This is a genomic window from Halorussus lipolyticus (genome assembly GCF_029338375.1).
Classification (GTDB): domain Archaea; phylum Halobacteriota; class Halobacteria; order Halobacteriales; family Haladaptataceae; genus Halorussus; species Halorussus lipolyticus.
This window is the reverse complement of record NZ_CP119804.1, coordinates 767068-782257: the sequence shown is the minus strand read 5'-3', so window position 1 is coordinate 782257 and position 15190 is coordinate 767068. Positions and strand designations below refer to the sequence as shown.

The following is a 15190-nucleotide window of genomic DNA, read 5'->3' as shown; positions in this document are numbered from 1 at the left end:
GTTTTTATTTCCATCTAGACTCGAAACTTTAATAATTGCTTTGTATATGGTTGTATTAACGGCTAGACAACAACACTACTCTAATTTTTTCTATGGAAAAAGTAATAAAATTAGATTTGTGGAGGGTGGCGTACCCGCCGGGAAAATAAGCCATCCCGAGAGAACTGCCAGCGCGAGGAGCGAGGCCTACGTGGCGGTCATTCGAGCAGAAGGACGCAGGGTAACTCCTCGGGGTTCCGCAGTCGGAGGAGGGCGTACGCCGGACCGGAGGCCCCATCGAAGAACGTCGGGTTCACGAACTCGCGGTGGTGTCCGGGAAGCGAGAGAGCGCCGTCACGCTCCCGGCGAGCGAGACACCGATTCGCTAGTTCCGGCGCGAGCGCCTCGTCGCAGTCGGCGCGCCGCGCGCCGACCAGCAGAGCCTCGGTACGGCCGAAGTTCCCGCAACAGAGGTTGTCGAGGTTCGACGGTTCGGCGGTCCCGGTTTCGGCCAGCGCGTCGCTGGCCTCGGCGAGCAGTGCGTCGTCACCGAGGTGAGTTCCGATACCGATTCGGGCGAGCGCCATTCCGGCCCGTCCGTGGCACCACCGGTCCTGATAGTCCTCTACTCCGGCGAACCGCGGCCAGTTGGCTTGGTCCGGCGAGTACAACTCCGACTCGAAGTCGAGCGCCTCGCGCGCCGCCTCGGCGTACCGGGACTCGTCGGTCGCCGCGGCGAGCCGAGCCAGCGCGTAGGCGATTCCGCTGGAACCGTGCGCGAAGCCGGTGTACGGAACCTCGTCCTCGGTCGTCTCCCAGACGCGGTGCCCCTCGACCTCGGTTCGGGCGTCGAGCAGTCGGTCGCCGCAGTCTGCGGCCCACTCAAGAACCGCACCGTCGCCTGAGCCACCGAACCGCTCGTGGTACGCGAGCAGGCCGAGCAGGGTCCCCGCAATCCCGTCCACCACGTCCAGCGAGTCGGCGTCGGCTATCGGTTCGTCTGTCACGGTTTCGGCCGCGGCCAGCGCGGCCTCCCGGTACCGGTCGTCGTCGAGGAGGTCGGCGACGACCGAGAGGACGTAGACGACCGAGCCGATTCCTTGGAACCCGCCGTGGTCGGCGGACACGGTTCCCTCGGTGACCGCCTCGACGGTCGGAGCGAGCGTCTCGTCAACGAGTTGGCGGTAGCGTTCGTCGCCGGTCTCCTCGTGGAGCGCCGCCGCCGTCAGCGCGATGCCGCCCGTACCCCAAAAGAGCGAGCGGTCCGCCGAGTAGAGATTGAGGCCGGACTCGGGAACGATGGATGTCCAAGCGTCGTTCCCGTTGACCTCGACCGACGCGTCGAGGACATCGTCGAACAGTTCGACCGCTTCCCGCCGGAACCGGTCGTCCGAGGCGTCGATACCGGACGGCGGCGGTCCCTCGGCGGTCGTGGATTCGCCCAGCGCCTGCCGAACCAGCCACGTCTGGCGTCGCAGGTCGGAGTCGTCCATCGCGTCGAGTCGCTGGCGGGCGAATCGGTAGCCCGTCTCGTCCGCGGTCACGTCCAGTCGCTCGCCGCGGTGGAACAGCGCCCGGTCGTCGGCGCGCGACGCGAACCGCGGCACGTCGAGATTCCGGAGCGACCGACGTTCGCGGGCGTACAGCGGCCAGAGCCGGTCCGACTCGATGGTCCCGTCGAAGAAGGGTACCGCGAGTTTCTCGAATTCGACCGAGAGGCGAGCGCCGTCCCGGAGCGGATTCCAAGCGGCGGCCGACCGGAGAGTCTCGGCGTACCGGCCCGTCGAGCGGTACAGCAGTCGCGTCTCGACCTCCTCGACCAGTTCGTGGGGAACGACCTCCGACAGGAATCTCCCCTCGTCGTGGAGTTCGCGTATCGTCTCGTAAGTCTCCTCGAACCCGCGAATCAAGGCGTCGGCGTGGTCCTCCGGTGGAAGGTCCTCGCCGTCCACGGACGCCGTGTTGGTACTCGGATCGACCGTGACAGACTCCATCTCGACGCTCATCACGTCCGTGTTGACGGCCTCGATGGTCGGTCGGGACAACCCTGGGAGGGGCGTCTCCTCGCTATCGCTTCCCAGCCCTGCGACCTTGTCCGCGAACCGTCCACCGCGTGCTTCCCGAGGGTCGCCGGTCGAGAAGGGCAACAGCACCGACAGCAGGACCGACCGGTCCACCACGGCGCTGGCTTCGGTCTCGAAGGGCTTGGCCTCCGAATCGACGTGTGGGTGAAACACCGTCTCGCCGTCGAGCAACGTCGGGACCTCTCCGTCGATGAGCAGATTCTCGTAGTGACAGTCGGTGAAGTTGAGCGCGTAGGCGAGGCACGTCAGGGCTCCGGCCCGCTCGTAGTAGCGGTCGGCCGCGGACGCTCCGGGGAGGTCGCGGTACTCGACTCGCTCCATCCAGCCGTACCCCTCACGTTCGAGGAGCGACGGCCTCTCGAAGTCCGGCGTCGAGAGGTGGTCGTCCAGTCTGTCGAGGACGGTGTAGAACACGCTTTCACCCCCGACCGGCCGGGGTTTGTAGACGACCGACCCCTCCTCGAAGGAGACCAGAACCGGCACGCGACCCCCTGCGTGGGTGTCCGTGGTCAGCGGGTCGAGGTCAGTCACGTCTCCGGCGAGGTCGAATCGCTGGCGAAGCGCGTCGCGGTCGTCGCGCAGACGTCGACACAGCTCCTCGACCGCGCTCCGCCAGTTGTCGAGCAACGTCGCCAACTGCCGCGCGAGTACCGGATACTCCAGACAGAGGTTTCGGAAGCCGCCGTCGAACATCGCCGCGACGAACTGCTCGTAGTACTCCGTGGGGTACTCGGTGAGCGAGTCGAAACTCGTCGCCGCCAACTCGGCGTCGTGGACCTCGACGAAGCTCTTGAACTCGACGTACATCGCCCGAACACAGCGGGTTTCGAGTCTCTCGACCAGTTGTGCTTCCAGCGACGACGTGGCGGCCGTCGGAACGACCGCATCGGACAGCCGCTCGCAAGCGAAGCTAGCGACCGCGGCGAGCAGTTCCCGAAACGGCATCTCGTCGGGCGTCTCGACGGACTCCCACCGGTCGGGCCCCTTCGTCTGGACGTGTCGAACCAGCGCCGAAACGGTGTCCAGCCACTCCGGAAGCGCCTCGTCGGCGGGCCAGCGGGTCGCGGCGATGTGTTCACGCACCGCCTCCTCGGTCAATCCGTCGTGTTCGAGCCGCGCACGAAACGACTCCTCGTCCGGAAACTGGGACCGCCACTCGTCAAGGACGCTCTCGGGGTCTATCGGTGGCGACGACCCAGAACTGTTGGCCGGGCCGTCGAGCCGTTCCGCGAGCGTCCTCGCACGACCGGCGATTTCGCGTCGCTGTTCTTCGGTGAATACCGAACTCATTCTGTGCAGTATCCTACGAGTGACGGGTTTAAGAATTGCTGTCCTCTGCAAGAAAGTTCAGATAACGCCCAATGTGTCAGAATCATATATTTTCGGGCAGTTCCGTCGGTCAGGGTCGAAGATTTCGAACGACAGTAATCCTCCTATCACGTTTTCACGGCCCACAGTGCGGCGAGCAGACGAGCTACTCGTAGCGTAGTTCGCCTCGAAAAGTGGGGTCGGAGGGATTGTGAACTACGGCAAGAGATTCCTGCTCACTTCGTTGCGCGGGCATGCCTCTTGCCTCGTTCAAATCCTCCTCCGATCACGATTTACCGCTCGTGCTTTGGCGAGCAGATGAACTGCTCGCCGTTTTACTCGCGGTAAAAGTTAGTGGGGTCGGAGGGATTTGAACCCCCGATCGACTGATATCTCCGGTGTGTGCGCCTCGGAACTCCAGAGGGTCGTCGTCGCGGACCGATGATCAGTCGGCCGCTCGGTATATCAGCTGGAGTTTCGTCCCGGGCGCGTAGCCTCTGGAGTCAGTCGCCATCCCTGACTTGGCCACGACCCCGCAGGCATTCGTTGGTCCATTCGCACTAAAGGGGTTTCGATTTATTCTCGGTCGGTATCTGACCAATCACACTCTTGGCACTTCCAGCCGGTGACGAACTCGGTCACGCTCGGCATGTACCCGACCTCCAGTACGTCCTCGCCGCAGTCCGGGCACTCGCGGTCGGTGTCTTCGATGGACTCGGCGTCCATCACGTCCTCGCCCTCGATTATCTCGGCGAGAGCCTTCGGCGTCACCATGCGACCCTGCACGACGCGGTTGTCGGCCATATCCTACGAAAGCGGGTCCGCCGGGGTAAGCCTTCCCGTCTCCGGACGCCGAGGAGCCTCGCGGAAACAAGACAATCAAGAATCAGACTGCAACTACAGCCACGGTTCGCGCTCGTCGCCGTCCTCCTCGCCGGGGTAACCGTAGCCCGCGTCGTCGGTCTCAGAGCCGCCCGAGCCATCGGTGGCGACCGCCTGCGTGCCGTCCGAACTCGGGGCGGTGTCGGCCGCGTCCGCGGCGTCAGCGTTCATCGCCTCGGTGGCCGCGGTCTCCTCGGCGGGGTCGTCGTCGCTCTCTGCGTCCGGGTCCTCGGCCGAGTTGGGGTCGAACGCGAGGAGGCTCGTGACCGCCAGCACCGCCAGCGGGGCGTTGCCGGGGGCGAGACCCAGCAGGCTCAGGGGCAGGACGCCAAGTGCGACGGCGCTCCCGAAGCGGAAGCGGTCGATGTCCACGACGCCGCGGAGCCACGGCGAGGTCAGCGCGACGGCGAGGGCGAACGCGACGCCGGTCGCGGCGGCCGCCGTGGCGCGCAGGATGAGGCCGTAATCGACCACGGCCAACTCGAAGCCGGAGGGTTGGAAGCTGGCTATCATCCCGAGGCCGACGATGACGCCCGGACCGGGCAGATATTCGCCGATTCGAGAACTCGCGGTTTTGGCGGCGATGGCCAGCATGACCAGCGCGGCGAAGCGCTTGAACGTCTCGGGCCGGAGGACGCTCTCGATGGTCGGCGCGAACGCGGCTTCGACCGCCGCGAGCGCGACGATGCCGACGCCGACGGTCAGCACGGACGCCGCCTGTTGGCGAGGAGTCCCGTCCATCTCGGCGAGGATGACCGCGACGGTTGCGCTCCCGCCGAAGACCAGCAAGCCGACCTGCAACATGCCGGCGATGCTATCGACGCCGCCCGCGAGGACCAGCGCCGGGAAGATGCCGTCTACCAACGGGAGGCCCATGACCGTGGCGAGCAACTTGGTCGCGCCGCCTACCTGTCGCTCTAAGCGGAGCGCGACTGGATGCTGTGAGCTACTCATTGGACACTAGCTGGCGCGGCCGTAACCACCGGCCGAACGGTAGTGATACTCGCGGTACCTACGATGGTCGCCGACTGGTGGGTTGGCGTCGAAATCCCATCGTCGTCCCACGAATAGATTCTCTACCAGTGTAAGGAGTCCCATCGCAAAAATCGGTTTGCAGGAGTTCGCGGAGTCAGCACTCGTCTGACCTGCAATACACGCGGCGATGGGACTGGTAGAGTCCATGTTAGACAAAAGACGGTTTTTCAGCATAAACGTTGCGTGAGAGACAACCCCAATCAACAGAAAATCGTAGATTTGATTCTAATACTCGGGTTCGAATGGTGATTTATAACCGCCCGATTTCTACTACTTTCGAATACTCGTATTGACATGGAAGCCGGGTGGGATATTACACGACCGTGCATATCGGTGTGTCACTGACTGGTAAAGGTTGCAGAATCTCGCAACGTTTTTGACGGGGCGCTACGTTCGCCTTACATGGAGAGAGATTCTGACCGGACGGGAGCGTTCACCGACAAACTCCGCGTACCGGAGGCGCTGACGTTCGACGACGTACTTCTGCGACCGAAAGAGAGCCGCGTCGAACCCGACGAGGCCGACGTTTCGACTCGCGTCTCGACCAACGTCGAGTTGAACGTCCCGATTCTGTCCGCCGCGATGGACACCGTGACCGAGAGCCAGATGGCCATCGCCATGGCTCGACAGGGTGGTCTGGGCGTCCTCCACCGGAACATGGACGTGGACGAAGTGGTCGCCGAAGTCGAGCGAGTCAAGCGCGCGGACGAACTCGTCATCCGCGACGTCGTGACCGCCGACCCCGAGCAGACCGTCCGCGAAGTGGACGCGATGATGGACCGAAAGGGTGTCTCGGGCGCGCCGGTCATCGATGACGACGACCAAGTACTCGGAATCATCTCGGGTACCGACATCCGGCCCTACCTCGAAGTCGGCGAGAGCGACGAGGTGCGCGAGGCCATGACCGACGAGGTTGTCACGGCCGGCGAGGACGTGACCCCGCGCGAGGCCCTCGAACTGATGTACGAACACAAAATCGAGCGCGTCCCCATCGTGGACGACGACGAGCGACTCACGGGCCTCGTCACCATGCAGGGCATCCTCCAGCGCAGAGAGTACGGTGACGCCGCCCGCGACGACAACGGCCACCTGCTGGTCGGGGCCGCGGTCGGTCCCTTCGAGACGGACCGCGCCGTCGCCGTGGACGAGGCCGGCGCGGACGTGCTGTTCATCGACTGCGCTCACGCCCACAACCGCAACGTCATCGAGGGCGCGCGGGAAATCCGCGAGTCGGTCGAGGCCGACGTGGTGGTCGGCAACGTCGGCACCCGCGAGGCCGCCGAGGACATCGTGGACTTCGCCGACGGCATCAAGGTCGGTATCGGTCCGGGGTCCATCTGTACGACGCGAGTCGTCTCCGGCGCGGGCATGCCCCAGATTACCGCGGTCGCAGAGACCGCCGACGTGGCCGCCGAACACGACGTGCCGGTCATCGCCGACGGTGGCATCCGGTACTCCGGCGACGCCATCAAAGCAATCGCGGCGGGTGCCGACGCCGTGATGCTCGGGTCCTACTTCGCGGGCACCGACGAAGCGCCCGGCCGGGTCATCACGGTTGACGGCAAGAAGTACAAGCAGTACCGCGGCATGGGGTCAGTCGGAGCGATGCAGTCCGGCGACGGCGACCGATACCTCAAGGACGAACCCGACGAGGAGGAAGAATACGTCCCCGAGGGCGTCGAGGCCGCCGAACCCTACAAGGGAAGCCTCGAAAGCGAACTCCACCAACTCGTCGGCGGGATGCAGTCGGGCATGGGCTACGTCGGCGCGGAGACGATTCCGGCGTTCAAGGAGCGTTCGGAGTTCATCCGGGTCTCCTCGGCGGGCCAGACCGAGGGCCACCCCCACGACGTGATGATTACCGACGAGGCTCCGAACTACAGTCCCAGCGAGTAACGACCAAAAAATCGGACTCGGTTCGACCGATTCCGACAGCGAACTACGCCGTCGTCTGGCACTTCGGACTACAGTACCCGTTTTCGGCGGCGTTTGCGCTCTCGTGCGCCTTGAACTCGTCACCGCAGTTCTCACAGGTGTAAGTCTCGAAGTCAGACATCGCGCCGGGCGATTCGACCGCCGAAGCCAAAAATTTCTCGTTCCGAAACGTTCAGGCCGGTGCGACAGGTAACCCGACCGATGAACTACCACTACCGAGTCTGTCGGGCCGAAACCGACGCCGAGGAGGCCGACGCCCTCGAAGTCCGGCGAAGCGTCTTCGTCGAGGAGCAGGGCGTCCCCGAGGCGCTGGAAATCGACGGGAAGGACGACGAGGCCGCCCACGTCGTCGCCTATCGAGATGCCGAGGACGATTCGACGCCGGTCGGGGCGGGCCGACTGCGGGAAATCGAGGACGGCGTCGGCAAACTCGAACGCATCGCGGTGCTGGAACCCCACCGCGGGGAGGGAATCGGGAGCGAACTCGTGGCCGAACTCGAAGCCATCGCCGACGACAGGGGCCTCTCGATGCTGACCATGCACGCCCAGACCCCCGTCGAAGGGATGTATCGAAAACTCGGCTACGAGACCACCAGCGACGAGTTCGAGGAGGCCGGGATTCCCCACGTCGAGATGGAGAAATCGCTGTCGTGAATCCGTTTCGGGACTGCCGAGCGAGGTGGCGTCACTTCCCGGCCTTGATAACGCCAACCGCACAGACGACGACGAGGCCCAGCAGGAGTTGTCGGTCACTTACGGTACCGTCTTCTACGATTCCGGCGATGGTTTCTCCGAGCATCACGCCACGGTTGTCATCCGACGAGTAAAAGTATTATTTTTATATTCTTTTTAGTTTGTCCATCTTCTAGAATGGGAAAATATCTGCTCTGGTGACGGGAGAGAGCGACAGTAGTCGGATTTCTAACTATGTATTTCCACCAATCTTTTTACGTGTCTCCGCGCAGTTGTCGTGCGTACTCACACCAAATCTCCGCGGTCCGCCTCGCGGTCCACCCCTGCGGTCGATACCCTCGCGGACCATCCCCCAGACCACAACCCGAACTCGCCATGTCCGAGAAGCCGTCACCGCTGTTGCCCGCCGACGAACAGTCCCGCGACCGACTTCGCGCCGCGCTCGCGGTGTTCTGCGTCCTCGCGGTCGTGTTGGCGGGCACCGTCGTCCCCGCAGTCTCGGGTGCCGGACTGGGCCGGACCCCGCTCGGGTCGGTCGTCCCGACGCCGAACGTCAACGTCGGCGGGATGAGCGGCGGCGGAGCAGGCGGCTCCGGGGGCGACCTCGGCGCGCTGAATCCGGGCGAGGAGACCTCTCTCGGCGGGTCGCTGGCCGAGAACGGGAGCGCCTTCCGGTCGCAGAACGCCGAGGTCCACTTCCGGGTGCGAAGCACCTCGGCGTCCTACTGGCGGACCGGTGCCTACGATAGCTACACCGGGTCCGGGTGGAAGAAGTCGGGCGACCGGCAACCCTACTCGGGCCCCATCAGGGGCGCGGGCATCCAAGGCCAGCGAGTCGAGTACCGCGTCACCCTCGGTCAGTCGGCGTCGTCGCTCCCGACCGTCTGGCAGGCCAATTCGGTCTCCCAGTCGGCGACCGACTCGCTGTCCGTGACCGACCAGCGCGCGTTCGTCACCGACAACCCCGTGCCCGCCGGGACGACCTACTCGGGGGTTAGCCACCGGCCGCCGCGGGACCCGACCGTCCTCCGGACTGCGGGCCGGAACTACCCGAGCGAAGTCGAGCGCCGGTACACCGCGCTCCCGAACGACACCGACCCCCGCCTCGCCGAGTTCACCGAGCGCCTGACCGACGGGGCCTCCTCGCCCTACGGAACCGCCGCGCGCATCGAGTCGTGGCTGGAGGCGAACAAGAACTACTCGCTGAACGCCTCGAAACCCTCCGGCGGAGACGTGGCCTCCGAGTTCATTTTCGAGATGGAGCAGGGCTACTGCGAGTACTTCGCCACCGCGATGACCGTGATGCTCCGGTCGCAGGACATTCCGGCCCGATACGTCGTTGGCTACTCCACCGGCCAGAAGGTCGGGGCGAACACCTACAAGGTCCGGGGGATGAACGCCCACGCGTGGGTCGAGGCCTACTTCCCGCAGGTCGGATGGGTCCGGTTCGACCCGACGCCGGGGCGAGAGCGCCTCCAGTCCGAGCGACAGGCCTTCGGGAACCAGACTCAGAACCCCCCGAGCCAGTACGACCACGCCGAGTCCGGAAGCCCCGGCGAGATGTTCTCGGCGACGGACGCGGGCGGTCGGCCCGGCCTCGGGACCACTACGCCCGGCGACGGCGGTAGCCCCGCCGAGGACACCTCCTCGGAGTCGGGAACGACCGCCGCCGAAACCGGGACGCCCGTCGAGTACGACACCCGGACCACCGAGGACCCCGGCGAATCCAGCGGTGACGAGGCAACCACGGCGGCCCCCGGCGAGACGACCACCGCCGACTCGGGCGGGGGCGACGGCGACCGCTCCTCGAACGGGTACGACGTGACGCTCAACCGGACGCCGGTCCCCGGCGCAGTCGTGGAGGTCACGATAACCGACAACGCCAGTGCCGTCGGCCGTGCGCCGGTCTACTTCAACGGCGAGCGTATCGGCGTCACCGACGTTGACGGGACCGTCACCGGGCAGGTCCCCTACGCCGAGACGCTGAACATCCGAGTCGGCGGTGACGGAAGGCGTGACGGCGACGGCGCGAACGCGAGGACGGACACGCAGATACAATCCTTTAAGAATCAGTTTTCGATACCTAAGCATTCATATGAAGTGTCCGGGCCGCCCGTCGGCCTCGGCAGTGTCTTCTCGCTGGCGGGTCCGCCGCCGACCGGTCTCGGGGACGGCGAACCACAGACTGTCCTCGGGGACGACACAGTACCGGCCCACAACCTCGCGCCCGGCAACGAGACCAACGGCACCGACTACTCGCTGGTGACGAACGCCACGCTCGCGGTCTCCGGCGACGTGATAGCCGGACGCGAAGTCGTCGTGACGGCGACGGTCCGGGGCGTCCCGGTCCGGAACGCCGACGTGACCCTCGACGGCGAGACGGTCGGCACGACCGGGAAGAACGGCCGCGCCAGCGTTCGACTCCCCGAATCGCCGGGCAACGTCACGGTCGGCGTCTCCCGAGGCTCCGTCGAGGGCGAGACGACGCTGGTCGTCCCGAGACTCGAAGTCTCTGCCGACCCGAAACTCCCGCTCGCGCTCCCCGGAACCGGCGTCGAAGTCAGCGCGACCTACGGCGGCGAACCGATTAGCGACGCGGAGGTCCGGGTCGGCGACGCGAAGCACCGGACCGACATCAACGGCACCGCGACGGCCTCGCTCCCCTTCGGCGGGAGCGCCGAAATCGCGGTCTCGGCCCGCGGCCAGACCCGCCGGACGACCGTCTCGGGCCTATTCGTCAACCTCGCGGGACTCGTCGGCGGGGCCGCCCTCGTCCTCGGGGGTCTCGGATTCACAGCGCGCCGCGCTGGCATCGGTCCCCGGCAGGCCGTCGCGGCACTCGTCGGTGCGATTCGGGCGCTCCCGGACCTCGCTGTCGCGGCGCTGTTCGGGACAGCAGACCGCCTCTCGTGGGCCGTCGAGCGCCTCCTCGACGCGCTGGCCGAACTCCGGTCGGGCGAGACCACGCTGAGGGAGCTACTGGCCAGATTCCGGGCGTGGCTCGCCGACCGCCTCGAAACCGTCCGCGAGAGCAGTCGCCAGTCGCTTGCCGACCTCGCTGGCGACGGCGCGCAGTCCGGGCCGCGAGCGGACGACGACTCGGCAGACCGGTCCTACCGAACGCTCCGGGACGCGTGGACCTCCTTCCTCCGGACCGTCTCGGTTCGGCGGCCCGGCGCGATGACCCCCGGCGAACTCGCCACCCACGCGGTCCGCGAGGACGACCTGCCGCCCGGCGCAGTCGTCACGCTCCGAGACGCCTTCCGCGACGTGGAGTACGGCGCGCACTCGCCGGACGACCGACTCCCCCGAGTCGAGGAGGCCATCGAGGACATCGAGCGAGCGCGCCACGAGGAGACCGACCGGGCCGACCCCGAGCGAACCGAATCGCCGAACGGACCCACCATCGCCGACTTCTTCGGAGGTGACGACTGATGCGCGCTCGCCTGCTGGGCGGTCTCGGCGTCGTCGTGACGCTCGTCGCGGCGGCCCTCGTCGCCGTCCCCGGCCTCGCCGACCCGCTCTCGGCGGTCGTTTCGGTCGTCGAATCCCAAAGTTCCGAGCGCCTGCTGTTGGTCCTCGGGTCGGTCGTCGGTCTCTACGCCGCGTGGGCCGCCCGCGCCGGGTCGCCCGACGCCCCCGCGCTCGACGGCCCGGCCCGCAGATTCGAGAGCGCGCCCGACACCGCCGAACCGCTCGACCCGCCCGAGACGGTGAGTGCGACCGACCGGACTCTGACCGGCCAGTCGCTGGACGAGCGAATCGAGATGGCCTGCAAGGGCGACGACGCGGCTTTCCGGGCGGTCCGCGCCGACCTCGCCCGGACCGCGGCCAGCGCCTACGCCCGGACCGCCGACCTCGAACCCGCCGAGGCCCGCCGGGCGATTCGGTCGGGCAGGTGGACCGACGACACGATTGCGTCTGCGCTCCTCGCCGACGAGTCGGGACCCGACTTCCCGCTGGTGGCCCGCCTCAGGTCGTGGCTCGACCCCGAGACCGAGCGCCGCCAGCGAGTCGAGCGAACCGTCGAGGAGGTCGAAGCGATTTTCGGCGGGTCCGGCGAGACCGGCCGCGCCACCGCTGACGAGGAGGACGACCGATGAGCGACGAGCGACGAGCGACGAGTCGGACCCGCGAGCGAGTGCCCCGGTTCCGGGGCGCGCTGGCCGGGACGTTGCTCTTGACCACGCTCGGCCTGCTCTACGCCGACCCGCGACTGTTCGCGGCCGCCGTGGTTCCGCTGGCTTACGTCGCCTTCGGCGCGCTGTCGTCGCTGTCGGGGGCGACGAAACCGGAAATCGAGCGGGCTTTCGACTCGGCGAGTCCCGCGCCGGGGAGCGAAATCGAGGTCACGCTGACGGTCCGGAATCCGGGCGAGTCGGCCCTGACCGACGTGCGAATCGTGGACGGCGTGCCCGACGAGTTGTCCGTGGTCTCGGGGTCGCCCCGGTCCGCGCTCGCGCTCCGCCCCGACGAGGAGGCCACCGTCACCTACTCGGTCGTGGCCAAGCGCGGCGAGTACGACTTCGGCGACCCAGCGGTCAGGGTCCGGACCGCGAGCGCGACGGACAGCGCCACGCTGGCGGTCGAACCCTCGGGCGAGACCACCCTCGACTGCGCTCGCTCGGTCTCGGACCCGCCGTTCGGGGAGGCCTCGCCCCGGCGCGTCGGGACCCACACCACCGACTCCGGCGGCGAGGGCGTCGAGTTCCACTCGACCCGCGAGTACCGGCCCGGCGACCCCATCAGTCGCATCGACTGGCGGCGCTTCGCCAAGACCGGCGACCTGACCACCGTCGAGTTCCGCGAGGAGCGCGCTGTCCGGGTCGTGGTCGTGATAGACGCCCGGCCAGTCGTCAGAACCACGCCGAGCGCGGGCTATCCCAACGGCGCGGAACTCTGCGCCTACGCGGGCAGACAATTATACGACGCGCTAACCGCAGGGAACGTAGCGACCGGCGTGACCGCGGTGGGTCTCGCAGACGAGGACGCGCCCGGCGGACTCCCGGCAGACGGCCTGCTCTGGGCGGCCGCCGACGGGGATTCGAGCGCGCGACTCGTCTTCGAGGCGGTCGGGAGCGCTGGGGACCGCGACGCCCCCCGGCAGGTGCCCGGCGACGGGACCGGTCCAGCGCACGAGGCCGAAGTCGGTTCGGACGCCGGCGACGGGACGCCCGACGAGGCACCGATTGGGACGGTGGCCGACGGCGGTGAGCGAACCGGGAGTTCCGGGGCCTCGTCGGAGGCAGACGGGGCCGAGGACCCGACCGTCCGGCGACTCCTCGCTCGCCTGCCGGCCGACTCGCAGGTCGTGGTGGTCTCGCCGGTGCTGGACGACTGGCCGCTGTCGCTGGCCCGGTCGGTCACGGCGCGAGGCCACGACCTCGCCGTCCTGAGTCCCGACGTGACGGGCGCAGAGTCGGCGACGACCGCCGAGTCCGCTGGCCGGACCATCGCCGGAACGCGCCGCGAGGTCAGACTCTGGGACCTCCGGACGACCGGCGCGAAGACGGTGGACTGGTCGGTCTCCGACCCGCTGGAAATCGCGCTCGAACGCTCGCTGAGAAACCTGCTCTGACAATTAAATAGATTTTTCTAACAATTACAGAACTTGCTTTGCCGATGATGGAAGAACCTCACGACACGGCCGACCGCTCGGAGACGAACTGGGCACCGACGCGCGCGAGTACCGCCGTCGCGCTTCTGGGCACCGTCGTCAGCGTCGGGGCGCTCGTCCTCGCGGTCGGGGTGCCGAAGGGCGCGGCGGTCTCTGCGGGCGGCGCGATATGCCTCGCAGTCGCGCTCTGGCTGTTGACCTTCGACCGGTGGCAGGTGCCCGCCACGCTCGGCGCGAGTCTACTCCTCGTCCCGGCCGGCGCGGGCATCACCGCGGGCGTCGGCTACGAGGCGCTGGTGGCGTTCGCGGTTTCGTTCCCGGCCGGGTCGCCGACCAACGTCGTCGGCGAGATTCTGCGCATCGTCGGCGTGATGGCTGTCCTCTGTGGCTGTACGATTGCGGTGTTCGGCGCAGTGGCCTCGACTCGCGGGGTCGGGACCTCCCGGTCGGTCTCGGAGTGCATGGCGCTCGTGACTCGGGTCGCCCTGCTCCCGGTCAACCTGTTCATCGCACTCGCAGGCTACGCGCTGGTCGATAACCTCCAACTCGGCGTCGGGAGCGTCGTCGGCGGTGCGATTTCGTCGGCGACCGACTGGCTGTTCGCGCCCACGCCGGGAAAGGTCCACCTCCTCCAGTTCGGCGTGCTGGCCGGGGCCGCGACCTACGCCGGCTATCGCGCCCTGCGAGACCTGCCGACCGAGGAGTTCGCGGGCGAGGCCACTGTCGGCGACGTGAAGGTCGCCGACGCGCTGAGTCTGGTAGAGCGAGGACTCGGCGGACTGCTCGCGGTGGCCGCGCTCGGGATTCCGGTCGCGCTCGTGGTCGAGCTCGCGGTTCCGGCGTCGGTCGGCAGGCAGTACCTTCCGACGGCGGGCCACGACTTGCTCGTGGCCGTGACCTCCTCGGCGGGCCTTCGGGACCTCCTGTGGTGGGCCACGCTCCTCGCCGGGGCCTCGGCGGCCGTCGCCACGCTGGTCCGGCGCTCGTCACGGGCCTCGGTCCGGGAACTGCTGGTCGGCTACGCCCCCTTCGTCGCCGGCGGAGTCGTCGTCGCCGGCGTCCACTTGGCCCACGGGCCGGTTCTTCGGGGGCTAATCGGCTTCGTGGAGAGCCGACTCGAATCGCCGCTTTCGGGCCGGTTCGCCGACCTCGCGGACGGCGTGGTGACGTTCTACGGCTCCGAGACGGTGGTCTTGGGACTGATGGCGGGCGTCCTCACGCTGGCGACCGTCGGCGTGTTCGCGCTCTGGTTGGCGTTCGCGCTCGGGTTCGTCTCCGACCGGGTGGCCGGGTCGTCGCTGGCGGGCGGCGGCCTGTTCCTCTCAGCGGCGTTCGCCGGAACGGTGGACGCGCCGTTCTGGCTGGTGCTTGCCGGGTTGGTCGTCGCGCTGGTGGTCTGGGACGCCGGGGAGTTCGCTGTGACCCTCGGCTCCGAGGTCGGTCGGCGCGCCCCGACCCGGCGCGTCGAACTGCTTCACGGACTGAGCGCGCTCTCGGTCGGGGCGGTCGGTGCGCTCGCGGCCGGGGCGCTGGCGACGGTGGTCTCGTCCGGTGGCGAGTCCGGCATTCCGAACGGCGGCCTCGGCGACCTGTCTGTCGCGCTGTTCGGCGCGGTCGCTGGCGTGGTGCTGTTGGTGATGGCGTTGCGCTGAGTGGC

At 67.5% G+C, this 15190-nt stretch carries 10 protein-coding genes and 1 tRNA gene; 6 read left to right on the top strand and 5 right to left on the bottom strand.

Annotated features, from left to right (window positions below):
* Window positions 1–197: 197 nt before the first annotated feature.
* The 5 genes from P2T57_RS03950 to P2T57_RS20430 form a co-directional block, all read right to left on the bottom strand.
* Window positions 198–3353, bottom strand: a complete 3156-nt coding sequence (locus tag P2T57_RS03950) for a type 2 lanthipeptide synthetase LanM family protein (protein WP_276301181.1) — start codon at window positions 3351–3353, stop codon at window positions 198–200.
* Between the two features lie 373 nt (window positions 3354–3726).
* Window positions 3727–3906, bottom strand: a tRNA-Trp gene (locus P2T57_RS03945).
* Window positions 3907–3947: 41 nt separating this feature from the next.
* Window positions 3948–4175 carry a DUF5795 family protein gene (locus tag P2T57_RS03940; RefSeq protein WP_276301180.1) on the bottom strand — a complete coding sequence of 76 codons (228 nt, stop codon included), beginning with the start codon at window positions 4173–4175 and terminating at the stop codon, window positions 3948–3950.
* 93 nt (window positions 4176–4268) lie between these two features.
* A complete protein-coding gene (locus P2T57_RS03935) occupies window positions 4269–5207 on the bottom strand; it encodes a DUF5794 domain-containing protein (RefSeq protein ID WP_276301179.1) in 939 nt (312 codons plus the stop codon).
* Between the two features lie 6 nt (window positions 5208–5213).
* A complete protein-coding gene (locus tag P2T57_RS20430; protein WP_474198309.1) occupies window positions 5214–5435 on the bottom strand; it encodes a DUF8099 family protein in 222 nt (73 codons plus the stop codon).
* Between the two features lie 255 nt (window positions 5436–5690).
* Here P2T57_RS20430 and guaB point away from each other — a divergent pair, with 255 nt between their 5' ends.
* The 6 genes from guaB (at window position 5691) to P2T57_RS03905 (ending at window position 15185) form a co-directional block, all read left to right on the top strand.
* A complete protein-coding gene (gene guaB / locus P2T57_RS03930; RefSeq protein WP_276301178.1) occupies window positions 5691–7184 on the top strand; it encodes an IMP dehydrogenase in 1494 nt (497 codons plus the stop codon).
* Between the two features lie 240 nt (window positions 7185–7424).
* Window positions 7425–7877, top strand: a complete 453-nt coding sequence (locus P2T57_RS03925; RefSeq protein ID WP_276301177.1) for a GNAT family N-acetyltransferase — start codon at window positions 7425–7427, stop codon at window positions 7875–7877.
* A gap of 414 nt (window positions 7878–8291) precedes the next feature.
* Window positions 8292–11351, top strand: coding sequence for a transglutaminaseTgpA domain-containing protein (locus tag P2T57_RS03920; RefSeq protein ID WP_276301176.1), 3060 nt, complete (start codon window positions 8292–8294; stop codon window positions 11349–11351).
* Complete coding sequence (locus tag P2T57_RS03915; RefSeq protein ID WP_276301175.1) at window positions 11351–12019, top strand: DUF7269 family protein; 669 nt, start codon at window positions 11351–11353, stop codon at window positions 12017–12019. Before P2T57_RS03920 ends, P2T57_RS03915 begins: the two co-directional genes overlap by 1 nt.
* Window positions 12016–13494 (top strand): DUF58 domain-containing protein, encoded by a 1479-nt coding sequence (locus tag P2T57_RS03910; protein WP_276301174.1) that lies wholly within the window; start codon window positions 12016–12018, stop codon window positions 13492–13494. Before P2T57_RS03915 ends, P2T57_RS03910 begins: the two co-directional genes overlap by 4 nt.
* 44 nt (window positions 13495–13538) lie before the next feature.
* The gene (locus P2T57_RS03905; protein WP_276301173.1) at window positions 13539–15185 is read left to right on the top strand and encodes a DUF7519 family protein; all 1647 of its coding nucleotides are present in this window, start codon (window positions 13539–13541) and stop codon (window positions 15183–15185) included.
* The last annotated feature ends 5 nt before the right edge of the window (window positions 15186–15190 follow it).